We start from the raw sequence: 24,291 nt of genomic DNA on the forward strand, positions 1-24,291 counted from the left end.
CAAGCTCAAACAATTCCGACGTGTCGCCACACGATACGACAAGCTGCTCGCAAACTTCATGGGCTTCGTCAAAATCGCCGCTATCGCCATCTGGCTCAAATAGTTAATTCGTCGCTACGGCCTAGACCGCCGCCGGCGGTGGCTCTATGGCATGTGTTGTCGAGGTGAAGCCCAGCCTGCCCAGCCCGCGGCGGACTTCCGGCGCATTCATGAAAAGCCGCCACAGCAGGCCGGACCGGTAGTTCTCGATCATCGCGACGACCGGCCCCTGGTCGATCGCCAGACAGGTGCCGGCCACCCAGCCCGTCTTCGGGGCGAAGGCATCGGCAAAACCGAACCGGCCGAACAGTTTCCCGTCCTCGTAGCGAAGCATCGCCCGCATGGCGCTTTCCGCTTCGACGGGCAGGAAGGGAAAGCTCGACAGGGCGGCGGTCGGGGCGATAACGCCGATATCGGATGTCGGCGAGCTGGCATTGTAGCCTTCCGGCCCCTCCGAGGCCGTCAGGCCCCATACTCCGGATTTGCGGTAGGCGGGCACGGTCAGGCAATAGTCGTGGTTGATGCGCGCATGCGCCACAGCCTGGTCCCAGTAATTGCCGTAGCGATCGCTCAGGCCGCGCGGATCGAGCACGCAGAACGAATATTGCGACAGGAACAGGGGGCCGCCATAGGGTTCGCCGAGCGGAAGCACGGTTCCGAGATAGGCATTGCCGTTGAGGATCTCCCCGGATCTTGCCCAGCCCGAATGATAGCTTTCGGGCTTTATCGGGTAGGAGTCCGAGCCGGCGGCGAGCACATAGGCCGACAACGCCTCGTTCCATCCCCGGATCGGGAGGTTCATGATCCACCCGTAGTTCGGGCTCCAGTGCCAGTAGAGCGCTTCGTCCTTGCCGCGGGTGAACCAGCTCCACTCCACGTCGTCGAACAGCCGGGTGATCCGGCTGCGGAGCATGCTTTCCGGGGCCGCCGGCCCGTCGAAATATTCCCGTGCGCAGATCAGGCCCTGCATCAGCAGCGTCGTTTCCACGAGATCGCCGCCGTTGTCGCGCTCGGCGAAATGGATCACCTCGCCTGTCGACCCGTCGATGAAATGGGCGAACGCCCCATGAAAGCGCGGTGAGCGCTGCAGGTGCGCGATGATGGACAGCAGCCGCTCCAGCGCATCCGGACGCACGATCCATCCCCGCTCGGCGGCGGCGATGATCGCCAGGATGCCGAAGCCCACGCCGCTGACCGAGACGATATTGGCCGCCGGGGCGCCCGATACGAGGCATTTGTCGAACGGCAGCCCGGTTTCGGGGTGCGCGCCATCCCAGAAGAACCGGAACGTCCGGGACTGGACCTGATCGAGATGGTCTTCGAGGGCGACGGACGACGAAGCGGAATTGAAATTCATGATCCTGGCTTTGGCAGCGAAATGGCTGAGCTTACGTAGGCGCTCGCAGCGCCCGATTCACTTCGAGCGCAGGCCGGCGGGAAACACTTTGGCGTGAGGGGTCAGAGCGCGGTCGCGTTCTGGCGCTCGATATCGTGGAACTGCAGCCGGGCGAGCTTGGCGTAAAGCCCGCCTTTCGCGATCAGGCTCTGGTGCGTGCCTTCCTCGGCGATGCGCCCGTCTTCCATGACCAGTATGCGGTCCGCCTTGAGCACGGTGGCGAGCCGGTGGGCGATGACGAGCGTCGTGCGGTTCTGCATCAGGCCGTCGAGCGCCTTCTGCACCAGCGTTTCGCTTTCCGCGTCGAGCGCCGAGGTCGCCTCGTCGAGAAGCAGGACCGGCGCGTTCTTGAGGATGGCGCGGGCGATCGCGATGCGCTGGCGCTGGCCACCGGAAAGCGTGATGCCCCGTTCGCCGGCAAGCGTGTCGTAACCCTGGTCGAGCTTCGAAATGAACTCGTCCGCCTGGGCGGCGATCGCGGCGGCGCGCACGGCCTCGCGGCTGGCATCCGGCGCGCTGAAAGCGATGTTGTCGTGAATGGAGGCAGCGAAGATCGTCACGTCCTGCGGCACGATGGCAAGCCGCGACCTGAGGTCGGAAAGCCCCGTCCGCCGCAGGTCGATGCCGTCGAGCTTCACCGTGCCGGCGGACGGATCGTAGAAGCGCAAGAGCAGCGAGAAGATCGTACTCTTGCCCGCGCCCGACGGCCCGACGATCGCGACCGTCTCGCCCGGCTTCACATGGAAGGAGAGCGAGTTCAGCGTGATCGCGCTGACGCGGGCGGGGTAGGCGAAGGAGACGGTTTCGAACTCGACCTCGCCGCGCGGCGGGGAGGGAAGGGCGACCGGGCTTTCCGGGTCGCGGATCGCCGGCACTTCGTGGAGCAGTTCGGTCAGCCGTTCCGCGGCGCCGCCGGCGGCCGACAGCTCGCCCCAGACTTCCGAAAGCTGGCCGAGCGAGCTTGCGGCGATCACCGAGTAGAGCACGAACTGGCCGAGCGTACCGGCCGTCATCGTGCCGGACAGCACGCTTTGCGCGCCATACCAGAGAACGCCGACGACGCTGCCGAAGACAAGAAGAATGCCGAAACCGGTCAGCAGCGCGCGGGCCTTGATCGCGACGCGGGCCGCGTCATAGGCGTTTTCCACCGCCTTGCCGTAGCGGTTGCCGGCGGTCGTCTCGCCGCCGAAGGCCTGCACGGTGCGGGTGGCGCCGATCGTTTCCGCCGCGAAGGCGGAGGTTTCCGCGAGCGTGTCCTGCGCCGCGCGGGAGCGCCGCCGGACCGAACGGCCGAAGCCCACCAGCGGAAAGACGATCAGCGGAATGGCCCCGAGCACCAGGGCGGAAAGCCTCGGGCTCGTGTAGATCATCATTCCCATGGCGCCAAGACAGAGGATGGTGTTGCGCAACGCCTGGGAGGCGGCCGAGCCGAAGGCCGACTTGATCTGCGTCGTATCGGCCGTCAGGCGCGAGACGATCTCGCCCGACTGGTTGACGTCGTAGAACGAGGGCGAAAGCCTGATGATGTGGGAAAAGACCTCGCGGCGCAGGTCCGCGACGACGCGCTCGCCGATGGTGATGACATAATAATAACGCATGGCGCTCGCGATCGCGAGGAGAGTGGCGAGCGCCAGCAGCATGCCGAAATAGTTGTTGATGAAGCTGCCGTCGGCAGACGCGAAGCCGTGGTCGACCATGCGGCGGACGGCGAGCGGCAGGGCAAGCGTCGTGGCAGCCGCCAGCACGAGGAAAAAAGTGGCGGCGGCAACCATCGACCGGTAGCGGGCAAGGTAGGGAAGCAGTCTCGTGAGCGGTCTTAAAGCCTTGCTTCTCGGTGGGTTTTCTCGCGCTTCTGCCACGTCGTCTCCATGGGCCCGACAGAGGCATTCTCGGCCCTGCGGGGTACTTGTACTTCCGGCAACCTTCCTGTATAGGCTCCGCATCGAATTGGGAAGCCGTGACCGGACCGGTCTGCGGCTTCATTTATTAAAGAGGGTTCTCGCTCGCAATTGCGACATATGGACCTCGCAGAGCAGGAATATCGACATGAAGGCTGACATCCATCCCGACTACCACATGATCAAGGTGGTCATGACCGACGGTACCGAATACGAGACCCGCTCCACCTGGGGTTCCGAAGGCGCAGTCATGAACCTCGAAATCGATCCCAAGTCCCATCCGGCCTGGACGGGCGGCAACCAGCAGCTCGTTGACCGCGGCGGCCGCGTCTCCAAGTTCAACAAGCGTTTCGGTGGCCTCGGTCTCTAATTCGCCTGACCGGACTGATCAACGAAGAGCCTGGCGAAAGCCGGGCTTTTCTGTTTTCAATGCGGGTTTCAAGGAGGAATGGCGATGACGGGTCGCCCGGAGCTTCTCTTCCCCCTGCGGCGAATCCTGATCATGGGCAATGGCGGATCGGGCAAGACCTGGCTTGCGAGACGGCTGGCGGCACGGCTGGGCCTCGAAGCCGTGCATTTCGACGACATCTACTGGCAGCCCGGCCGCTACGGCATCGCCCGCGACAAGCCGGTGGTGATCGGCGAGGTCGAGCGGCTTGCGGAGGCGGACGCCTGGTTGATGGAGGGCGTCTACGGCTGGCTGATCAACGCCATCCTCTCACGGGCGAGCCTGCTGCTGTGGCTCGATCTCAGTGAGGAGGAATGCGTTGCGAATGTGCGGTCCCGCGGTATCCAGGGCGGCGAAAGCCGGGAAAGCTTCGACGGGCTGGTAAGGTGGGTTTCCGGCTATCGCGCCCGCAAGGACAACTGGAGTTCGTTCGACGCGCACAGGAAGCTTTTCGATGATCACGACGGCGCGAAGTTCCGGTTCGAAAGCCGCGAGGAGATCGTGGCTTACCTGACGCAGATACCGGAGCGGAGCCGATAAACGAAAAGGCAGGCGAGAGGCTTACCTTCGATAGGTTCGTGCGTCTTCGGGATCAGTTGCCGAAGGCGGTGCGCAACAGGTTGAGCTGGGCGCGGACGCTGTTCTCGTTGTCCGGCAGCACGGTGGTGTCGGTCGGGCGGTAGATTTCGCGGTCGAGAAGCGCGACCCGATTCTGCAGGCGCAGCGAGCGCTCGACGAGGTCGCGGAAGCCTTCCGGCAGGTCGCCCCAGCCCGGCGCATTGCGGTCGACGTTGAAGCCGTCGAGGCGCACCTTGCTCTTTTCCGACATGACCTGGTCACGGCTCATTTCGCCGTTGTTGACGGCGCGCTGCAGAAGCAGCCAGGAAGCCATCTGCATCAGGCGGGTGGTGAGGCGCATGGATTCCGCTGCGTAGAGGACCGAGGCCATGCGCGGCAGGACCTTGGAGGCGGCGCGGCCCGGACCGTCAAGATAGCTTGCGGTTTCTTCGACCAGCGCCATGCCTTCCGAATAGAGCGCCTTGAACTGCGACGAGGCAGCGGCGCGGCCGGCAAAACTGACGGTGTTCAATCCGTGTTCGGACATCGAATTCATCCTGCTAACGCAATCACATTCAGGCAAATGGCAAGCTCGGGTAAAAGTTCCCGGCCGCTCCAACTGGCATGAACATGATACTTATAATGGAAATCCGCAAGGCGTTTCTTAAGGAAAGGTTAATACCCACAAGAAGTGGTAAACAGGCGCCATCTTCCTGAAATGGGACGTATTTCGGGGCGTGAATACAGCAGCGGATCGTGCCGGGAAACTGTTTTCTTGACAGCCTGCGGGCGAGCCGTGTCGCGGAGGAACGCCTGAAACGGGCCGGCGGCAAAAAAGAAGAGCCGCGGGAAGGCGGCTCTCAAGGTAAAACAGGGAGAAATCAGACCATTCGCCGAACGGTGAAACTGTCTGAGTCCAGGAAGGCCCGGACAAATTGATATTCTCCATTAATGATTAATATTTCTTTAAAGCGAAGCAAAAAACACGTTTAAACTTTGCTCCATCCGGTGTCTTCAAGTTCGGAAGAAGCTGTCGGCGGCGCGTCGGCCGGCTGTCTTCCTCTCCTTCTCGGCTTCCAGCCGGGCGATCTCCTCCTTCAGGAGCCCGATGCGCGAATCGAGCTCGTCGGCGGAGAGCATGGAAAGGTCCGAGCCGATTTCATGGGCCGTCGGTTTCGTCGGGCGATCGTCATCGAGAAAGCTCATGGTGCCTCCTTCATGTCTGCGTTGGCGTCGGGCTTGGCACGCGGATCGAGAGACAGGCTTTCCGGTGTCGCAAGCGGCGCGGTCGAGGCCGGCGCGGTCGTATAGGCGTCGCGGGCGCCCGCCGGCACCGGCGCGCGCTGGCGGCTGCGGATGATCGCATAGGCCGTCACCAGAATATGCGCGATCGCGGTCACCGCAAAGAGGGCATGCGGGCCGGCCCAGGTCATGACCGGGCCGCCGAGCGTTGGCCCGATGATGGTTCCGATGCCAAAGAGGAGAAGGAGGCCGCCCGAGACCTTCACGAAATCCTCCGGCGCGGCGAAGTCGTTGGCATGGGCGACGGCGATCGGGTAGAGCGCGTTGGCGGCCGCGCCATAGATCGCCACCAGCACGACGATGCTGTAGACATCGGTCGGTCTGATGAGCGCGATCGCCAGGCCCGCCAGCGCGGCTACCGCCGAAAGGCCCGCCAGCACATGGCGCCGGTCCATGTTGTCCGAGAGCCGGCCGGCCGGGAACTGCATGATGGCGCCGGCGAAGATGGTGATGCTGACCATGGCCGCGACGGCGCCGTGATCCAGGCCGGCGCGGGTGGCGAAGACCGCGCCCAGCGTCCCGTAAGCCCCGTTGGCCGTGCCGATCAGGAGAATGCCGACGAAGGAGATCGGCGAATTGCGGAAGAGCCCCGGGAGATCCAGCCGCGCCCGTTTCAGCGGCTGCGGGGAGGCAGCCTTCGAAAGCGTCGTCGGCAGCGCGGCGATGCAATAGAGGATGCCGCAGACCATGAAGAGCAGGGGTGTCGAGATATCCGCGAAAGGCACCATCAGCTGGCCGCCGACCACGCCGAACAGCGTGATCGAGATATAGAAGGAAAAGATCGTGCCGCGGCTTTCGCTCGTGGCGCGCTCGTTCAGCCAGCTTTCGATGATCATCGAGGTGCCGGCGGTGCAGAAGCCGGTGATGGCGCGCAGGGTCAGCCAGGCGTTCTGGTCGACCAGAATGCCCGTCAGCAGGACGTTGAGGCAGATGAGGGACAGGAAGCCTGAAAAGGCTCGCACATGGCCGATGCGGCGCACCACGTTCGGCGCCACGAAGCAGCCGATCACGAAGCCGGAGGCCCAGGTGGTGCCGAGCAGGCCGAGCACTTCGTTGGAATAGCCTTCCTGCGAACCGCGCACGGGCAGGAGAAGCCCCTGCAGCCCGTTGCCGAGAAAGAGGAAGAGCGTACCGCAGAGGAGGGCGAGGACAGGAAGAAGGTTTCGTCTCATCATCGGTACTGTTCAGCTCTTTCGCGAATGCGATCACAACGGCTTCGCGCGCAAGCATTGTTGCACGCGGATGAACCGGGCGTTAACGAAGGCGGAGCGGATCACCTTTTCCCCGAATCCCCTTCAAGTTTATCTGTGGTGGAGTGAAAAAATGTCCAGCCCATGGCGCGAGAACCGGATCTGAATGACGAAGACAATTGCCGTTCTGCTGATCCTCGCCATGCTGATCCAGATCATCAAGCCGCTCGGATTGCCGGGCCTGCGCCGCCGTGGCGATTTCTGGAAGCTTGCCCTCTTCGCCTTCGCGATCTGGGGCGCGGCGCTGCTTCTGCGCGATTTTTCCTGACCAGTCCCGAGGCGATGCGCGCGCCGGGGATCAGCAATCGATCCTGCCCTGCATGACCGGCACGCAGCGGCCGCTGATGGTGACGCCGGTGACGGTTCCCGCCGTCTTCGTCACGTCGAGTCCGATCAGGCTGCGGCGGCCCATTTCGACGCCCTGCTCGATCGTGAGATGCACATTCGCATCCGCTTCCGGCGCATGCGTGACAAGGAAGGCGGAAAGGGCGGCGGAGGCGCTGCCGGTCGCCGGGTCCTCCATCACGTTGTCGAGCGGTGCGAACATGCGGGCGCGGATATGCCACGGGTCCACGGCGCTGCGGACATAAAGGAAGAGCGAAAAATCCCCTCCCGACAGCGGGTGCCGGCCGGCTGCCTCGCGGAAGGCCGTGATGTTGGGCCTTGCGGCGGCCAGCGCGTCCAGGCTTTCGAGTTCGGCGATGGCGAAGGGCAGGCCGACGGAGGCGACCACCGGTCCGTGACCGGTCGTGCGGACGTGAGCGGCGTCGATCGAGGCGCAGGCGGCGATCAGGTCCGGAGCCACCGCATCGCCGATTTCCAGAGGCCGGGGCGCGCGGATCGCGGCTCCCGCCACCTTGCCGGCTTCCCGGAGAAGCTCGACCTCGACAAGCCCGGCGATTTCTTCGAAGCGAAGCGTCTTCCCGATCGGCCTGCCGAAAAGCTCCGGCTGCCGCCCGAGCACATAGGCCGTGCCGACATTGGGATGGCCGGCAAAGGGAATTTCCATCGTCGGCGTGAAAATGCGCACGCGGGCGCTGTTTTCAGACGCGTCCGCCGGCAGGACGAAGGTGCTTTCCGCATAACCGAACTCGGTGGCGATCTGCTGCATCTGCCGGCCCGACAATCCGCGCGCATCGGGAACGACGGCGAGCGGATTGCCGGAAAAGCGCTCGGTCGTGAAGACATCGACGGTGACGAAATCGACGGACGGCATGAACGTTCCTCCGGGTGCATGTTTCGCCTGTTGGTTAAGCGACGAAACAGGCGGGCGCCAGCCAATCTTTGTGATCCGTCGATCAATAAAACGAAACGCCGGAAACCGAAACGCAGGGTGCGAGGTCCGGATCAGGTCAGGCCATGGTCCTTCATCGCCTTCTCCTCGTCGCCGGTGATATAGGCAAAAATCCTCGGGCTACCGTCGGCGACGGTGACGAAGTAGAAATTGGTGAACCGCACATGGCCGCTTTCGCCGGCCTTGTTGACATAGGCGAAATCCCAGCCCACCTGCGCCAGCGCATGGAGGTCGTTAAGCGGCGTGACGGTGACGCCGGTGATGCGCATCTCTTTGCCGCCGATATCCCGGTAGCGCGCAAATCCCTGCGGGATGACATCGTGAAATTTCTCGTCGTTGGCGCCGCCGATCACCGCCTGCGGGGTCGAGCCGACGAAATAGGCGGCAAAGAACGATGCCACCTTGCCGGTATCCACCGACGGCGGGTCGCCGAGTGCTTCGCTGCTGATCCGGCCGTAGTCGTCGAAGAGAGCACGAACCCTGTCTTCCAGCTGCGTCATGTCTGGCTTCCTCGCTGCCGACACCCCCTTGCAGGGAACGCGATACCGTCCATTCGGTTCATCGAGGCTGTTCGCCGGCCGGCAAGAACAAAAGGCCGCCCCGTTGCGGGGGCGGCCTTTTCCCTCCCTTGAAAAGGAGCGTCCTACGCAGCCTTTTCGAGATTCTCCTGCGAGGTTCCCCTGCCGGCGAGGCTGTTCATCCTGGTGCGGTGTTCCTGCAGGGCTTGGTCGTGGTATCCCGTCCGGGATTGACGATATGCTCTACAACCGGCCATCAGGATCGCATCAGGACTTGTTGACGCTTGCGGCGTAGATCTGATCGATTGTTTTGGCCAGGCTCGCATCGAAGTCCGCGTCGCTCATGGAGACGCGCAGGTTCTCCGCCAGCGCGCGCGAGAAACTCGCGATCATGCCATGGTTATGGCTGAGCTTTTCGCAGGCGTCCGCGGTGCTGTAGCCGCCGGAAAGGGCGACGACGCGGATGACCGACTTATGGGCGACCAGAGGAGCGTAGAAATCGGCGACCGTCGGGATCGTCAACTTGAGCATGACGGTCTCGCCTGCGGGAAGCTTGTCGAGCTGCTGCGCGATCTCATCACGCAAGATGGCTTCAGCCTGTTCCTTTGTCGGGCTCTTGATGGAGACTTCAGGCTCGATGATCGGCATGAGGCCCTGGCCGATGATCTGGCGTGCCACCTGGAACTGCTGCTCCACGACGGCGGCGATGCCGGCCTTGTCGGCATGGCCGATCACCGAGCGCATCTTGGTTCCGAATATCCCTTTTTCGCGGCCGCGGATCAGGAGGGCATCCAGATCGGGCATCGGCTTCATCGTCTGAACGCCGTTTTCCTCGGCGTTGAGGCCCTTGTCGACCTTGAGGAAGGGGACGACGCCGCGCTTTTCCCAGAGATAGGACGGAACGGCCTGACCGTCGACGTCGCCATCCATGGTCCGCTCGAACAGGATGGCGCCGATAACCTTGTCGCCTGAAAAGGCGGGCGCGCTCATGATGCGGACGCGCATGGCATGCACCAGGCGAAACATCTCCTCGTCACCCTGATAGTCGGACTCGGACACGCCATAAAGACGCAACGCTCCAGGTGTTGAACCACCGCTTTGATCCAGCGCCGCAATAAATCCGGGCGCGGAACTCATCTTGTTCAACATCTTCGCGTCCACCATACTAAACTCCTGTCCCTCAAGTTGGCGCGCAACGCGCTCATATGTCCCTAAGCTGCCATTCGCGGATAACAGAAGTTTTTTTAAAGTGAAATGCACGCTTAAGCTATTGAAACGATTGAATTCATTTCAATCGTTTAAAATATCTAAATATTTTAAAGGCGGTTAATAACGAAGCGCGCCGCTCTATATAGGCGCGCTTCGTTGCAGGCATGCGACGATCAGGCCGTCTTCGACAGGACGGAGACGCCCGGCAGTTCCTTGCCTTCCATCCATTCGAGGAAGGCGCCGCCGGCGGTCGAGACGTAGGAGAAATCGTCGGCCACGCCGGCATGGTTGAGGGCGGAGACCGTGTCGCCGCCGCCGGCGACGGACGTGAGCTTGCCGGCCTTGGTTTCGGCTGCCGCATGCCTTGCGGCGGAAACGGTCGCCCTGTCGAAAGGCTCGATCTCGAAAGCGCCGAGCGGTCCGTTCCAGACAAGCGTCGAGGCCTTGGAAATCCAGGCATTGACGGTTTCCACCGACCTGGGGCCGACATCGAGCACCATGGCGTCGGCGGGGATCGCTTCTATCGCCACCACCTCGTTGGCGGCTCCTGCCTTGAATTCGCGCGCGACGACGCCGTCCACCGGCAGGACGATCGCGCAATTGGCGGCCTCGGCCTCTTTGATGATCTCCCTTGCCGTCTCGGCGAGGTCGTGCTCGCAAAGCGACTTGCCGACATCGATGCCTTGCGCCGCGAGGAAGGTGTTGGCCATGCCGCCGCCGATCACCAGCGCGTCCACCTTCTTCACGAGGTTCTGCAGAAGGTCGATCTTGGTCGAGACCTTGGCGCCGCCGACGATCGCGACTACCGGGCGGGCGGGATTGCCGAGGCCCTTTTCCAGAGCTTCCAGTTCTTCCTGCATGGTGCGGCCGGCATAGGCGGGCAGGTGATGCGCCAGGCCTTCGGTGGAGGAATGCGCGCGATGGGCGGCGGAAAAGGCGTCGTTGACGAAGATGTCGCCGTTCTTCGCAAGCGCCTCGGTGAAGGCCTGGTCGTTCTTTTCCTCGCCCTTGTGGAAGCGGGTGTTTTCGAGCAGCAGGATATCGCCGTTCGCCATCTTGGCGATCGCCTGTTCCGACTCGGGGCCGATGCAGTCGGACGCGAAGAAAATCTTCTGGCCAAGCACCGTGTTCACGGCGGGCACGATGAGGGAGAGCGACATGTCGGCGACCGGTTCTCCCTTCGGACGGCCGAAATGGGCGAGCAGGATCACCTTCGCCCCCTTCTTCGCCAGTTCCAGGATGGTCGGCGCCACGCGCTCGATCCGGGTCGCGTCGGTCACCTTGCCGTCGGAGACGGGGACGTTGAGGTCGACGCGCACCAGGACGTGCTTGCCTGCGATGTTGCTGAGATCGTCAAGGGTTTTAAAGGCCGGCATGGTGCTTGATCCATCTTCTGGGAAAGTTGCAGCGGACCATACTATGCCTGACCGATGACGCAAGACGCTTGGTCCGCCTCGCGCATATTCCCGTTTCGTGTCCCGGCGCTTCAGGCCGCCGGCGTCGGGCCTCCCGGCGGTGTTGCTCCCTTTTCCGGCACGGCCTTGCCCCGGTACTTGCGGAGCAGATCGCGGATGCGGTGGGCGATCTCGCGCATGTTGATGAAGATCGGCAGATTGGTGGCCGGCTCCACCGGCTCCAGCGAAATGCCGATGCTGCGGACATGTTCGTGCTCGTCGAGCTCGCGGACGATCAGCACGATCGAACCGAAGCGGATGCGGTCGGCATAATCCGCCTTTCCACCGAGCCGGGAGGTCATGAGATCGCCGATGGTCATGTTCTGCTCGTTGGCGGTGAGCAGGCCGGGGCCGTAGGCCGCGTCGAGCTCCCTGGCGGGCCGGGCCGGCGAGATGGCGAACGCGCCGAAGAACTCGGCGTCGTCCTCGTCCACCGGCGCATGGCTGGCGAAAAGCCGGTCGAGGAGCCTCGTGTAATTCGGCGCGACGAAGAGATAGACCTGATCGCCTTCCTTCAATCGCCCGGCATATTGGTAACGCATGCTGCGGCCGTCCCGGATCACCAGCGAGGGCATGGCCCAGCGGGGAATGCGCTCGCCATGCAGGATCGGGCTGCTCTTCATGACACGGTAGGAGATGAGCTCGTGGGTCGCCTTGCCGGGAAGGTCCAGCTCCACCTTGTCGACCGCGCCCATGCGCGGCGGGATGATGAGGCCGAGCCATTCGGCCACCGGCTTGATCGTCCAGCCCTGTACGAGAAGGGAGGCCAGCACGATGATGAAGGTGGTGTTGAAATAGATCGGGCCGTTCTCGACACCACTCAGGATCGGCATGATCGCAAGCAGGATCGAAACGGCGCCGCGCAGGCCCACCCAGGCGACGAAACCGGTTTCCTGCTGGGTGAAGTCGTAGGGCAGAAGGCTCAGCCAGACGGCGATCGGGCGCGCGACGAACATCAGGAAGAAGGCAAGGCCGATGGCCGGCAGCAGGATGGAGGGGAACTGCGACGGCGTGGCGAGCAGGCCGAGCACGAGGAACATGATGATCTGCGCAAGCCAGGTCAGCCCCTCGTTGAAGCGGACGATCTGCTGCTTGGCGAACATCTTCCGATTGCCGGAATAGATGCCGGCGACATAGACGGCGAGGAAGCCGCTGCCGCCCATCGCGCCGGTGAAGGCGAAGACGAGAAGGGCAAGCGTCAGCACGAAGATCGGAGCAAGGCCGCGATCGGACGTGAAGCGGTTCAGCACCCAGACGATCATCATGCCGCCCAGCAGGCCGAAGACGAGGCCAAGCCCCATTTCCTCGGCAAAGAGGAGCAGGAAATGAAGGTCGAGGCCCGAAAAGCCCTGGCCGGTGGCGATCAGCTCGGAGAGCGCGACCGTCAGGAAGATCGCCATCGGATCGTTGGTGCCGGATTCCACCTCCAGCGACGAACGCACCTTGTCGCGGATGTTGATGCCGCCGATACGCAGCAGGAAGAAGACGGCGGCGGCGTCGGTGGAGGCGACGATCGAGCCGAGCAGCAGGCCTTCAAGCCAGGAAAAGCCGAGAAGCAGGGAGGCGGCGAGGGCGAAGATGCCCGTCGTCAGCAGTACGCCCGCCGAGGCAAGCGTCAGCGCCGGCGCCGCCGCGATGCGGAAGGAATGGACGGGCGTCATGAAGCCGGAATCGAAGAGGACGATCGCCAGCGCCAGCGAGCCCAGCATGAAGGTGAAGGGATAGTTCTCGAACCGGATGCCGAGGCCGTCCACGCCGGCAAGCAGGCCGATCGACAGGAAGATGAGGAGCAGGGGGGCGCCGAAGCGGAAGGCAAGCAGGCTCGAAAGGGCAGCCACCAGCACGAGCACCGTGCCGATCAGCAGGATGATATAGAATGCTTCCACCTATGAAGCCCCTTCCTCTTGCACCTCGCTCGATACACGATCTCCGCCGGCACTCCCGAAACCGGAACTGTGCCGTGCCGCGACGCGGCCATGCAAGAATGGGGCGGAACCGGGCCGAAGGCCAGGCGATTCGATACAACGTCTTGATTAGGCGAAAACAATTCCGGCAAGAGAAGGGCAGGATATAAAAAACATATAAAGAAAAAGCGGCCCGGAGGTTTCCGGACCGCTTCCGCATTGAATTCGGCCCGGCTCTCGCCCCTCCCGATACGGGAAGGAAAGCGCCGGGGCGGTGTTCGTCAGATCAGCTTCGCAAGCGCAACGGCCGTGTCGGCCATGCGGTTGGAGAAACCCCACTCGTTGTCGTACCAGGTGAGGATGCGCACGAAATTGCCTTCCATGACCTTGGTCTGGTCGATCGCGAAGATCGAGGAGTGGCTGTCGTGGTTGAAGTCGCGGGAAACCAGCGGCTCTTCGGTATAACCGAGAACACCCTTCAGCGGGCCGTTGGCGGCGGCCTTGATGGCTTCGTTGATCTCTTCCTTGGTCGTGGCGCGCTTGGCGACGAATTTCAGGTCAACGACCGAGACGTTCGGGGTCGGCACGCGGATCGACGAGCCGTCGAGCTTGCCCTTCAGTTCCGGCAGCACGAGGCCGACGGCCTTGGCGGCGCCGGTCGAGGTCGGGATCATCGACAGGGCGGCGGCGCGGGCGCGATACAGATCCTTGTGCATCTGGTCGAGCGAGGGCTGGTCGTTGGTGTAGGAGTGGATCGTCGTCATGAAGCCGTGGTCGACGCCGATGAGGTCGTTCAGCACCTTGACGACCGGAACCAGGCAGTTCGTCGTGCACGAGGCGTTGGAGATGACCAGATGGTCCCTGGTCAGCTGATCGTGGTTGACGCCGTAGACGACGGTGAGGTCGGCGCCGTCGGCCGGGGCCGAGACGATGACGCGCTTGGCGCCGGCCGTCAGATGGGCCGCCGCCTTGTCGCGGGCGGTGAAGATGCCGGTGCATTCCATCGCGATGTCGATGCCGAGTTCCCGGTGCGGCAGGGTGGCCGGGTCCTTGATCGCCGTCACCTTGATCGGCTTGCCGCCGGCGACGGTGATCGTGTCGCCCTCGACCTTCACTTCAGCGGGAAAACGGCCATGGATGGAATCGTAGCGCAGCAGGTGGGCGTTGGTCTCGACCGGGCCGAGATCGTTGATCGCAACGACTTCGATGTCGGTGCGGCCGGATTCCACGATGGCGCGCAGGACGTTGCGGCCGATGCGGCCGAACCCGTTGATGGCAACCTTGACTGTCATTTCTTGATACTCCCGCTTTTGCTGGTCTTTGAGGAATGTTTGGGGCTCAGGCGAGCTCTTTCTCCGCAGCGGCGACGACCGCTTCCGCGGTGATGCCGAAATGCTTGTAGAGCTCCTTGGCCGGGCCGGAAGCGCCGAAGGACTTCATGCCGATGAAGACGCCCTTCGGGCCGATGAAATGGTCCCAGCCCTCGCGCACGGCTGCTTCGACCGCGATCTTCACCGGCGAATTGCCGATGACCGCGTTCTGGTAGGCTTCCGGCTGGTCGAAGAAGAGCTCGACGCACGGCACCGAAACGACGCGGGTCGCGATGCCCTTGCCGGACAGCGTTTCCTGGGCCTTCAGCGCGATTTCGACTTCCGAACCCGAGGCGAAGATCGTCACCCTGGCGTCCGATGCCGGAACGAGTTCGTAGGCGCCCTGGGCGGAAAGGTTCTTTTCCTCATAGGTCTTGCGGGCCGGCGCAAGGTTCTGGCGGGTGAGCGCCAGGCCGGACGGGCGGTGCTTTTCCTTGAGCGCGATCTGCCAGCATTCCGCCGTCTCGGTCTCGTCGGCCGGGCGGAAGAGGAGCAGGTTCGGGATCGCGCGCAGCGCGGCCAGATGCTCGACCGGCTGGTGGGTCGGGCCGTCTTCGCCGACGCCGATCGAATCGTGCGTCCAGACGTGCACGAGGCGGATGCCCATCAGGGCCGCCAGGCGGACGGAGGGGCGGCAATAATCCGAGAAGATCAGGAAGCCGCCGGAATAGGGGATCAGGCCGCCATGCAGCGCGATGCCGTTCATCGCCGCCGCGGTCGCATGCTCGCGGATGCCCCAGTGCATGTAGCGGCCAGAGAAATCGGTCGGGGTGATCGACTTCATCTGGCTGGTCTTGGTGTTGTTCGACGGGGTCAGGTCGGCCGAACCGCCGAGCGTTTCCGGCACCAGCCCGTTGATGATCTCCAGCACGTCCTCGGAGGCCTTGCGGGTGGCGACCGTCGGGTTGTTCTCGGCGACCTTCTTCTTGAAGGCGTCGATGGCGGCGTCGAAGTCTTCCGGCAGGTCGCCCGAGAAGCGGCGCAGGAATTCCGCGCGCGTTTCCGCGGCGACCGCGTCGAGGCGGACGTCCCAGGCCTTGCGGGCGTCGGCCGAGCGCTTGCCGGCGGTGCGCCAGGCATCCAGCACGTCGGCCGGAACGACGAAGGCCTCAGCTTCCCAGTCCAGCGCCTTGCGGGTGGCGGCGATCTCTTCGGCGCCGAGCGGCGAACCATGCACCTTGTGGGTCCCGGCCTTGTTCGGAGCGCCGAAGCCGATGACGGTCTTGGCGGCGATGAAGGTCGGGCGATCCGACGTCCGGGCGGCTTCGAGGGCGGCCGCGATCTGCTCCGGGTCGTGGCCGTCGATCTCGATCGTGTTCCAGTGCACGGCCTTGAAGCGGGCGATCTGGTCGGTCGAATCGGCGAGGCTGACTGGCCCGTCGATGGTGATGTTGTTGTTGTCCCAGATGAGGATGAGCTTGTTCAGCTTCAGGTGGCCGGCAAGCGCGACGGCCTCCTGGCTGATGCCTTCCATCAGGCAGCCGTCGCCGCACAGCACATAGGTGAAGTGGCTCTGCAGCTCGGAGCCGAATTCTTCTTCCAGCTTGCGTTCGGCGATCGCCATGCCGACGGAGTTGGCAATGCCCTGGCCGAGCGGCCCGGTGGTGGTCTCGATGCCCGAGGCATGGCCGTATTCCGGATGGCCGGCGGTCTTGGAGCCGAGCTGGCGGAACTGTTTCAGGTCCTCGATCGTCATGTCCTCGTAACCGGTAAGGTAGAGGAGCGAATAGAGGAGCATCGAGCCGTGGCCGGCGGAGAGCACGAAACGGTCGCGGTCCGGCCAGAGCGGGCTCTTCGGATCGAACTTGAGATAACGCGTGAAGAGCACGGTCGCGATGTCGGCGGCGCCCATCGGCAGGCCGGGATGGCCTGAATTGGCCTTTTCCACAGCATCCATGGCAAGGAATCGGATCGCATTCGCCATCCGGTTATGTGTGTCGCGAGAGGTCATGGCTAATCCGCTTTTTCCGGGTGTCGGTCGCGGTCCTTCGTGGGACCGTCGGGGAGCGGCTGATCCTTAGCAGGTGCAACGCGCAAGTCAACAAAAGCACAGGCCCGCCGATCGCATGATGACGAAGTTTCCCGCAGTCTGCCTGAATTCTGAGCAGGCGGGAGCGGATGCGGGAACATGGCAGATCATCCACAGCTAGGACATGTTCGGGAGGCCTGGATTGATTGACCGGCCGGCGGCCCGTGAATAGTCTGCGGCGCTTGGCGGGAAGGCGGGCCGGCGCGATTCGGCTCGCTTGCGTATCGACAGGAAGGCTCCCCATGCCTGCGGAAAAGACGATCGACATGGCGATTTCGGAGCTCAAGGCGGCGATAGGCGGCCTTGAAAGCGCCGTCGATGCGCGCATCGAGCGGCAGCGCGAAGCGCAGGACGCGGAAGGCGAGGTCCGGCGCGTGCATGCGGACCGCGCGCGTCTCGCCCAGGAGCTGGACCAGTCGCAATTCCGCGCCAACCGCCTGGAGGAGGTGAACCGGGAAGTCTCCCGGCGCCTGGTGACGGCGATGGAAACCATCCGCGCCGTGCTCGATCGCTGATGCGGCAATAAGACCCATGAAGGAAATGCCATGGCCCAGGTAACGGTGACGATCGACGGCAAGGCCTATCGCATGGCCTGCGAGGAAGGACAGGAAGACCACCTGACCGAGCTTGCCGAGCGTTTCGATCGTTATGTCGCACATCTCAAGAGCCAGTTCGGGGAGATCGGCGATCTCAGGATCACCGTCATGGCCGGAATCATGATCATGGACGAACTTTCCGAGATGACGCGCCGGGTCGGCGCGCTCGAAAAGGAGGTCTCCATGCTCAAGGCCAGCCGGGAAGGCTCGCTCGAAACCCAGCGGCACAACGACGACCTGGTGGTCTCCGCGCTTGGCGAACTGGCGTCCCGGCTGGAGAGCCTGACGGCGAAGATCAACGGACGCTCCCCGGCCTCCGTGAACTGACGCCGCCGCGCCGCAAACGCCGCTAAAAAAGGCGATGCACGCCACTGGCGCGAATCCGCTTTCCTTCTTATATTGGTCCTCGCGGTCTGCGCTTCTCGACAGGAACAAATGAATCCTCGGGGCCATACCCGATCCTAAGGGAGCTGTCCCTGTCCGGGCTCGTGGGCCTGGACATACGGCGCCCACCTACATTCGTAGGCGCCCAGGATCGAAAGTTTCCACCGGTTGTCGTGGATCGCGCTTCCTTCGTTTCTCCCCTTCCGGCCCATCGGTTTTGTGCCGATTCAGCGGTCCGAATCCCGGAAAATCCTGATATAACCATCTCCTCGCGCCGAATCCTGCCGCGTTGCGGGTTCCGTGCGCCTTCATCTTCCGTTCAACCGGCAAAACCGGATTTTCGAGTATGCGTATCAACGAGATTACCAACTGGGCCTATGGCGTCACCGTCATCCTGACGGTCCTGTCGGGCGGCGCCTTCATCCTGTCGACGAAGAGTGCCGATCAGGAACGTGTCGCGGTCGAGGAGCATCTGGCGCTCGACGCGCTTGCCGAGGAACTGGCGCTCGGGGCGGAAGAACGTTCGGACGAGGCCCGGCTCTACGTGATGCGCGGCGAGGAGCGGCATCTGCTGGCCTTTCAGGAAAAGGAGGCCGATGAGACGCGGCTCGAGGGGACGATCGGGGATATCCGGTCGCTGGGCGGCTCCGATGCGGAGCTTGCCGCGCTCGTCGAGGTCGAACGGCATGCGGATGTGCTGGACAAGGTCGAGGAGGCCGCCGTCGCCGCCTATCAGGGCGGGGATCGGTCCGGCGCCCGGGAGACGTTGTTCGGCCCGGAGCACGAGCGCCAGCAGACCCTGCTGCTGGAAACCGTGACCCGGTTCCGCCAGCTCGCCGGCACCCGGACCGAAGGAGCCGTCGCCACGGCGAAATCGCGCGCCGACTGGTGGGACACGGCTGCCAAGGCCATGCTCGGCGTCACGGCGGTGCTTTTCCTGGCCGTCCTCTATTTCATCCTCAAGCGCCGTGTCGCCGTTCCGCTCGTCCGCATGACCGGCATCGTCACGCGCCTCGCCAAGCAGGACTACGCCGTGGAAGTGCCGCTGGACCCGCGGCAGGACGAGATCGGCGAGATGAACAAGGCCATCCACATCTTCCGGGAGAACGGCCTGGAGCGGGACCGGCTGGATGCGGAGCGGCGTGCCGACCAGCGGACCAAGGACCTGATCCTGCACATGATGCACCGCGTCCAGGCCTGCCAGACGCAGGCGGAACTGGCCGAGGTCGTCACCCGTTTCGCACCGCAGATATTTCCCAACCTGGCCGGCCATCTCTATGTGCTGAACGACAGCCGCACGATGCTGGCGGAGATGGGCACCTGGCTGGAGCCCCGGCACTCCACCGCCTCGTTCCCGATGGATGCCTGCTGGGGATTGCGCCGTGGGCGGCCGCATCTGAGCAATCACGGCCAGGACGACGTTCCCTGCCAGCATCTCGGCGAGAGCGATGTCACGGGGCTGTGCATTCCGCTGACGGCGCAGGGCGATACGATCGGGCTTCTCTATTTCGAGGAGCGTCCGGGCCATGAGATGGCGCCCGAGAGCGCGCGCCTCTATCTCGAACTGATCGCCGAGAATATCGGGCTGGCGATCGCGAACCTGCAGCTTCGCGACAGGCTGACCAACCTCGCCGTGCGCGACGCGCTGACCGGCCTCCTCAACCGCCGCTGCCTTGACGAGGCCCTGGCGCGCCATGCCCGGGAGGCGGCCGAGACGCCGCTTTCCTGCCTGATGATCGACATCGATCATTTCAAGCGCTTCAACGACGAGTTCGGGCACGATGCCGGCGACGTGGTGATGCAATACGTGGCGCAGATGCTGCTCGACACCATCGGCGCGGCCGGGACCTGCTACCGCTTCGGCGGCGAGGAGTTCACGGTGCTCCTGCCCGAGACCGGCGAGATCGTCGCCTTCGATATCGCCGAGCGCCTGCGGCAGAAGATCGCAACCACCCCGCTCTCGCATCGCGGCCGGATACTCGGTCTCGTCTCGGTTTCCATCGGCATCGCGGTCTCCCCGGCCCAGGGGCCGGTCACGACGCTGGTCACCCGCGCCGACGCCGCCCTTCTCGAAGCCAAGGCCGCCGGCCGGAACCAGACCGTGGCGGCTGGCGCCGCGAAGTTCCCGGAGGAGGGCGGCCCGACGCCCCTGAAGCAGATAAACCGGCCGCAATCGCCCGGTCCGCGGGCTCCCTGAAGGGCTGCGTCTTTCCTGCAACAGTTTTTCCGGCAGATTTTGTTCCAGCCATTGCATTGGGTGGAATGGACCCCTATGCTTTCGGCAAGCAAGTGAAGGTGCATAGCTCCGAGAACCGGCCTCCGGTTTTCCGAGCTGTGCGCGAAACTTTTGCCGGCGAAGCGCTTCGTCAGCGTGATCGTGTCGAGGCAGGCCGCTCTCCGGAGCTGTCCATTCCCGTTTCGCGTGCAGGAATATTGTCCCAGCTAAAGAGCCCCTTTTGTTAACTGAAATTATCATCGTCATTGCGCTCACCGTCCTGAACGGTGTCCTGGCAATGTCGGAACTCGCCGTCGTTTCTTCCCGCCCTGTCCGCCTCAAGGTCATGGCCGAGCAGGGCAACAGAGGGGCGGCGACGGCCATACGGCTTGCCGAAGACCCCGGCCGCTTCCTTTCCACCGTACAGATCGGCATCACGCTCGTCGGTATTCTTTCGGGCGCCTTTTCCGGCGCCACGCTCGGCACGCGCTTTTCCGCATGGCTGGTCACCCAAGGCGTGTCGGGCAATGTCGCCGACGCGCTCGGCGTCGGCACCGTGGTCGTCGCCATCACCTATCTGTCCCTGATCGTCGGCGAACTGGTGCCGAAGCAGATCGCGCTGCGCGCGCCGGAAACGGTTGCCGCCCGCGTCGCGCCATCGATGATGTTCCTGTCGCGCATCGGCGCGCCGATCGTCTGGCTGCTCGATATTTCCGGCCGGATCGTGCTCGGCATTCTCGGCCAGAAGGGCGAATCCGGCGATCGGGTGACGGATGAGGAAATCCGCACCGTGCTTGCCGAAGCCCAGAGCGCCGGTGTGATCGAGACCGAGGAATCCGCCATGATCTCCGGCGTCATGCGGCTTGCGGACCGCGCGGCGCGCGGCCTGATGACGCCGCGCCGCGACGTCGAGGTGATCGATACCGAAGACGATCTCGAGGAACTCCGCGCCCAGCTTCGCGCCACGCAGCGCTCCCGCCTGCCGGTCCGCAAGGGCAGTTCCGACGAAATCCTCGGCGTGCTCTTCGTCAAGGACGCCTACGACTTCATCGCCGGCGACAAGCAATTCGACGTGATGGCGCTGATGCGCGAGGCGCCGGTCGTCTCCGACCTCACGGGGGCGCTCGACGTCATCCAGGCGCTCCGCCGGGCACCGGCGCATATGGTACTCGTCTATGACGAATACGGCCATTTCGAAGGCATCATCACCTCCGGCGACATCCTGGAGGCGATCACCGGCGTCTTCCAGGAGGACGAGCTCGAGGAGCCGGCGATCGTGCCGCGCGACGACGGTTCCTTCCTCGTCGCCGGCTGGATGCCGGTCGATGAATTCGCCGAGCAGATGGGCGTTCCGATCGGGGATGACCCCGGTTACGAGACCGTCGCCGGCTTCGTGCTCGACGAACTGAAGCATCTGCCGGAACTTGGCGAGAGCTTCTCGACGCATGGCTGGACCTTCGAGGTCATCGATCTCGACGGCCGCCGCATCGACAAGCTGCTCGTCACCAGGGCAACGGAAAAGGCGTGATGAGCAGCCGGGAGCGCAAGGCGCAACTGCGCGGCGAACGGCTTGCCGCGCGCGATGCCATCCTCCCGGACGAGCGGATCGAGAAGAGCCTGGCGATCGCCTCACACGGGACGGACGCCGTCGAACTGGAGCCGGGGACGATCGTCTCCGGTTTCCTGCCCATCCGTTCCGAAGTCGATCCCAGGCCGCTGATGGCTTTCCTCAGGGATCGCAATGCGCGGCTCTGCGTGCCGGTCATCCTCGACAGGCAGACGATCATCTTCCGCGAACTGGTGCGCGGCGCCGAGCTGGTTCCCGGCGTGTTCGGCACTTTCGGGCCGGGGCCGGATGCGGAGGAACTCGATCCCGATATCATGCTGATGCCCTTGTCGGCTTTCGATGCGGCCGGCCATCGGATCGGCTACGGCGGCGGTTACTATGACCGTGCGATCCACCGTCTGCATCAAAAAGGCCTGACGCCGAGGCTGATCGGGATTGCGTTCGACTGCCAGGAAGTGGCATCAGTTCCCTTTGAACCTCACGACATCAGACTGGACGCGATCCTGACGGAAAGCGGCTACCGGCCCTTCGCAGGGGGCTGAACAGATTGGATAGCAATGCGCCTTTTGTTTCTGGGTGACATGGTGGGCAAGACCGGCCGCACGACGGTATGGGAAAAACTGCCGGGCCTCGTCTCCGACCTCAAGCTCGATTTCGTCATCGTCAACGGCGAGAACGCCGCCGGCGGCTTCGGCATCACCGAGGAGATATTCCTCGAAACGATCAATGCCGGCGCCGATGTCGTGACGACGGGCAACCATGTCTGGGACCAGAAGGATGCGGTTGGTTTCGCCGGCCGCCACGACCAGTTCCTGCGGCCCGCCAACTATCCCGCCGGAACGCCCGGCCGGGGCTCCGGCCTCTATTATGCCCGGAACGGCGCGCGCGTGCTGGTCGCCAACATCATGGGCCGGGTCTTCATGCATCCGGAGCTGGACGATCCCTTCAAAAGCGCCGAGGCGATCCTCGATGCCTGTCCGCTGAAGGAGCAGGCGGATGCGATCATCTTCGATTTCCATGCGGAAGCGACCAGCGAGAAGCAGTGTTTCGGGCATTTCGTCGACGGGCGCGCCAGCCTCGTGGTCGGCACGCATACCCATGTGCCGACCGCCGACTGCCAGATCCTGAACGGCGGCACGGGCTACATGTCGGATGCCGGCATGTGCGGCGATTACGACTCCTCGCTCGGCATGGACAAGGAGGAGCCGCTCAACCGCTTCATCTCGAAAATGCCGAAGGGGCGTTTCGAAGCGGCGACGGGGCCTGCGACCATCTGCGGCCTCGGCATCGAGATTTCCGATGTCACGGGCTTGGCGGAAAAGATCGCGCCGCTGCGGATCGGCCCGAGGCTTGCCGAGACCATCCCGGATTTCTGGCGGTAGCGGCCCTCAGGCTTTCGGGCGGCGCGACAGCCATTCCCTGAATTCCGCGGCCGTCGTCACGCCGCCGTCCAGAACCGCCTCGTAGACGAGGGCGCTCGGCGCCGGCTTGCCGCCCCGCGGGGCGTTGGCGGCCAGTCCGGTCTTGATCGTCAGGATCGTTTCCCGCACGTCGTCCGTGAGGCGCGGGGCGAGCGTCTCCAGATGCCTGAGATCCGGCTGGCGTCCGGGTTCGTCGACGAACCAGATGTCGAGATTCCAGTCCTCGTCCTTTTCCGAGCGGTAGGTGACGGCGAGATAGTGCCCGTCGGGATAATCCTGCGGCGCCACATTCCAGAAGCCGCTGTCGTTGCGATAGCGCACCGCGCCGACGCACGGTCTCAGCATCAGGTTTCCGGCGATCTCCGCGATCGTCCGGCAGGTGCCCGGGTCGAGCCTTTCGCAGACGACCGTGATATCGATGTCACGGCGGACCATCAGCGCGAGCGCGGAACTGCCGACCCGCACGGGATTTCCCGCCATGCGCAGCAGTCCGTCGAGGTCCAGCGCGCTCACGACCGCATCGGATTCCGCCTGTCGTTCGGCCTGCCGTTCCAGAATGCCCGTCATGGTTCTTCCCGTCGTTTCCGGAGCCCGATGCCGGCTATCCCGGGCAAGGCCGGGAGCCGGCCTGTCTCAAAGCGCTTCCTCAAGCAGCGTCAGCAGGCGCTTGAAATGCCGCTCGGAACCGGCCTTGTCGTAAACGCCGTGGTCCGGCACGGCCCAGCCATGCGCCATGCCCACATAGTTCTCGATCGCATGATCCACGCCGCCGGCGCGAAGCGCTTCCGCGAGGCGGGCGGACTGTTCCGGCGGAAACGAGTTGTCGACGCCGGCGACCCCGACGTAAACCTTCGCCTTGATGCTGTCGGCCAGCCGGTGCGGACTGTCCCCGGCGTCGCTCGCCAGATTGCCGCCATGGAAGCTCGCGGCCGCCTTGACGCGGTCCGGATAACGCGCGGCGGCGGTCAGGGCGCGGCCACCGCCCATGCAATAACCGACCGTTGCGATCGGGCCGGTTGCGCCTTCCCCGGCCAGGGCGTCGATGAAGGCTGCGCTGTCGCGGGCCGTGAATTCCTGGGTGGTCGCCTGTATCATCGACTTGAGCCGGGTCCTGGAGGACTCCTCGCCGAAGGCCGTCCTGGCGTCGAACGGGCCATAGCCGCCGGAGCGGTAGAAGAGGTCGGGGACGAGCACGACATGGCCGGCATCGGCGATGCGCTGCCCCATGTCGTAGAGCGCCTGGCGCGGCCCGAAGGCGTCCATGTAGACGATCACGCCCCTGGTCGTCGCGGCGCCGTTTTCCGGCTTGATGACGGCGGCCTTCGCGATGCCGTCGGCGGTCCTGATCTCAATCTCGTGCTTCATGAAATATCCTTTCCACACTCTGCCCGCGCGGGTTTCCGGAGACCCTGTTTCGGACGGCGGCGTTTTCTTTTCAA

Annotated in this window: 23 protein-coding genes, 1 other RNA gene and 1 pseudogene; 11 read left to right on the plus strand and 14 right to left on the minus strand. The window is 64.0% G+C overall.

Going from position 1 to position 24,291, the window contains the following annotated elements; all coding sequences use genetic code 11:
* Window positions 1-103, plus strand: a pseudogene (locus ACFFP0_RS28460) (IS5/IS1182 family transposase); the annotation flags it as partial.
* Between the two features lie 18 nt (window positions 104-121).
* Here the strand turns inward: ACFFP0_RS28460 and ACFFP0_RS28465 are convergent.
* Both ACFFP0_RS28465 and ACFFP0_RS28470 read right to left on the minus strand, forming a co-directional pair.
* On the minus strand, window positions 122-1,396 hold the full coding sequence (locus tag ACFFP0_RS28465; RefSeq protein WP_377265600.1) for a glucoamylase family protein: 1,275 nt from the start codon (window positions 1,394-1,396) through the stop codon (window positions 122-124).
* Between the two features lie 101 nt (window positions 1,397-1,497).
* Window positions 1,498-3,294, minus strand: a complete 1,797-nt coding sequence (locus ACFFP0_RS28470; RefSeq protein WP_512699797.1) for an ABC transporter transmembrane domain-containing protein — start codon at window positions 3,292-3,294, stop codon at window positions 1,498-1,500.
* Window positions 3,295-3,481: 187 nt separating this feature from the next.
* Here ACFFP0_RS28470 and rpmE point away from each other — a divergent pair, with 187 nt between their 5' ends.
* Window positions 3,482-3,703, plus strand: coding sequence for a 50S ribosomal protein L31 (gene rpmE / locus ACFFP0_RS28475; protein ID WP_377265602.1), 222 nt, complete (start codon window positions 3,482-3,484; stop codon window positions 3,701-3,703).
* Between the two features lie 84 nt (window positions 3,704-3,787).
* Complete coding sequence (locus ACFFP0_RS28480) at window positions 3,788-4,321, plus strand: P-loop NTPase family protein (RefSeq protein WP_377265603.1); 534 nt, start codon at window positions 3,788-3,790, stop codon at window positions 4,319-4,321.
* A gap of 52 nt (window positions 4,322-4,373) precedes the next feature.
* Here ACFFP0_RS28480 and rcdA read toward each other — a convergent pair whose 3' ends face one another.
* From rcdA to ACFFP0_RS28495, 3 genes are all read right to left on the minus strand, one after another.
* The gene (gene rcdA / locus ACFFP0_RS28485) at window positions 4,374-4,886 is read right to left on the minus strand and encodes a protease adaptor protein RcdA (RefSeq protein ID WP_377265604.1); all 513 of its coding nucleotides are present in this window, start codon (window positions 4,884-4,886) and stop codon (window positions 4,374-4,376) included.
* Between the two features lie 467 nt (window positions 4,887-5,353).
* Window positions 5,354-5,545: a DUF1192 domain-containing protein gene (locus ACFFP0_RS28490; RefSeq protein WP_377265605.1), complete on the minus strand. Its 192-nt coding sequence runs from the start codon at window positions 5,543-5,545 to the stop codon at window positions 5,354-5,356.
* Window positions 5,542-6,813 (minus strand): MFS transporter, encoded by a 1,272-nt coding sequence (locus tag ACFFP0_RS28495; protein WP_377265655.1) that lies wholly within the window; start codon window positions 6,811-6,813, stop codon window positions 5,542-5,544. Before ACFFP0_RS28495 ends, ACFFP0_RS28490 begins: the two co-directional genes overlap by 4 nt.
* Before the next feature lie 184 nt (window positions 6,814-6,997).
* Here ACFFP0_RS28495 and ACFFP0_RS28500 point away from each other — a divergent pair, with 184 nt between their 5' ends.
* Window positions 6,998-7,159 (plus strand): hypothetical protein, encoded by a 162-nt coding sequence (locus ACFFP0_RS28500; protein ID WP_377265606.1) that lies wholly within the window; start codon window positions 6,998-7,000, stop codon window positions 7,157-7,159.
* A gap of 30 nt (window positions 7,160-7,189) precedes the next feature.
* Here ACFFP0_RS28500 and ACFFP0_RS28505 read toward each other — a convergent pair whose 3' ends face one another.
* The 7 genes from ACFFP0_RS28505 to tkt form a co-directional block, all read right to left on the minus strand.
* Window positions 7,190-8,107: a PhzF family protein gene (locus ACFFP0_RS28505; protein WP_377265607.1), complete on the minus strand. Its 918-nt coding sequence runs from the start codon at window positions 8,105-8,107 to the stop codon at window positions 7,190-7,192.
* Window positions 8,108-8,238: 131 nt separating this feature from the next.
* Complete coding sequence (locus tag ACFFP0_RS28510; RefSeq protein ID WP_377265608.1) at window positions 8,239-8,685, minus strand: hypothetical protein; 447 nt, start codon at window positions 8,683-8,685, stop codon at window positions 8,239-8,241.
* 285 nt (window positions 8,686-8,970) lie between these two features.
* A complete protein-coding gene (locus ACFFP0_RS28515; RefSeq protein ID WP_377265609.1) occupies window positions 8,971-9,867 on the minus strand; it encodes a fructose bisphosphate aldolase in 897 nt (298 codons plus the stop codon).
* Between the two features lie 218 nt (window positions 9,868-10,085).
* Entirely contained in the window at window positions 10,086-11,288 is a 1,203-nt protein-coding gene (locus ACFFP0_RS28520; protein WP_377265610.1) for a phosphoglycerate kinase, read from the minus strand.
* Between the two features lie 110 nt (window positions 11,289-11,398).
* Window positions 11,399-13,252: a potassium/proton antiporter gene (locus ACFFP0_RS28525; RefSeq protein WP_377265611.1), complete on the minus strand. Its 1,854-nt coding sequence runs from the start codon at window positions 13,250-13,252 to the stop codon at window positions 11,399-11,401.
* A gap of 299 nt (window positions 13,253-13,551) precedes the next feature.
* On the minus strand, window positions 13,552-14,562 hold the full coding sequence (gene gap / locus ACFFP0_RS28530; RefSeq protein ID WP_377265612.1) for a type I glyceraldehyde-3-phosphate dehydrogenase: 1,011 nt from the start codon (window positions 14,560-14,562) through the stop codon (window positions 13,552-13,554).
* Window positions 14,563-14,608: 46 nt separating this feature from the next.
* Window positions 14,609-16,591 (minus strand): transketolase, encoded by a 1,983-nt coding sequence (tkt, locus tag ACFFP0_RS28535; protein WP_377265613.1) that lies wholly within the window; start codon window positions 16,589-16,591, stop codon window positions 14,609-14,611.
* Between the two features lie 320 nt (window positions 16,592-16,911).
* On the opposite strand from tkt, the gene ACFFP0_RS28540 reads away from it, so the two are divergent.
* The 7 genes from ACFFP0_RS28540 (at window position 16,912) to ACFFP0_RS28570 (ending at window position 22,813) form a co-directional block, all read left to right on the plus strand.
* Complete coding sequence (locus tag ACFFP0_RS28540) at window positions 16,912-17,184, plus strand: DUF4164 domain-containing protein (RefSeq protein ID WP_377265614.1); 273 nt, start codon at window positions 16,912-16,914, stop codon at window positions 17,182-17,184.
* 30 nt (window positions 17,185-17,214) lie between these two features.
* A complete protein-coding gene (locus ACFFP0_RS28545) occupies window positions 17,215-17,592 on the plus strand; it encodes a cell division protein ZapA (RefSeq protein WP_377265615.1) in 378 nt (125 codons plus the stop codon).
* An 80-nt stretch (window positions 17,593-17,672) separates the two neighbouring features.
* Window positions 17,673-17,833: non-coding RNA, 6S RNA (ssrS, locus tag ACFFP0_RS28550), on the plus strand.
* Window positions 17,834-17,995: 162 nt separating this feature from the next.
* The gene (locus ACFFP0_RS28555; RefSeq protein ID WP_377265616.1) at window positions 17,996-19,846 is read left to right on the plus strand and encodes a sensor domain-containing diguanylate cyclase; all 1,851 of its coding nucleotides are present in this window, start codon (window positions 17,996-17,998) and stop codon (window positions 19,844-19,846) included.
* Between the two features lie 274 nt (window positions 19,847-20,120).
* Window positions 20,121-21,392 carry a hemolysin family protein gene (locus ACFFP0_RS28560; RefSeq protein WP_377265656.1) on the plus strand — a complete coding sequence of 424 codons (1,272 nt, stop codon included), beginning with the start codon at window positions 20,121-20,123 and terminating at the stop codon, window positions 21,390-21,392.
* Window positions 21,392-21,973: a 5-formyltetrahydrofolate cyclo-ligase gene (locus tag ACFFP0_RS28565; RefSeq protein WP_377265617.1), complete on the plus strand. Its 582-nt coding sequence runs from the start codon at window positions 21,392-21,394 to the stop codon at window positions 21,971-21,973. Before ACFFP0_RS28560 ends, ACFFP0_RS28565 begins: the two co-directional genes overlap by 1 nt.
* Before the next feature lie 15 nt (window positions 21,974-21,988).
* Window positions 21,989-22,813, plus strand: a complete 825-nt coding sequence (locus tag ACFFP0_RS28570) for a TIGR00282 family metallophosphoesterase (RefSeq protein ID WP_377265618.1) — start codon at window positions 21,989-21,991, stop codon at window positions 22,811-22,813.
* A gap of 6 nt (window positions 22,814-22,819) precedes the next feature.
* On the opposite strand, the gene ACFFP0_RS28575 is transcribed toward ACFFP0_RS28570, so the two are convergent.
* Entirely contained in the window at window positions 22,820-23,419 is a 600-nt protein-coding gene (locus ACFFP0_RS28575) for a hypothetical protein (RefSeq protein WP_377265619.1), read from the minus strand.
* A 66-nt stretch (window positions 23,420-23,485) separates the two neighbouring features.
* Entirely contained in the window at window positions 23,486-24,217 is a 732-nt protein-coding gene (locus ACFFP0_RS28580; RefSeq protein ID WP_377265620.1) for a dienelactone hydrolase family protein, read from the minus strand.
* Window positions 24,218-24,291 lie beyond the last annotated feature (74 nt).

This window comes from Neorhizobium puerariae (assembly GCF_042429745.1).
Taxonomy (GTDB): domain Bacteria; phylum Pseudomonadota; class Alphaproteobacteria; order Rhizobiales; family Rhizobiaceae; genus Neorhizobium; species Neorhizobium puerariae.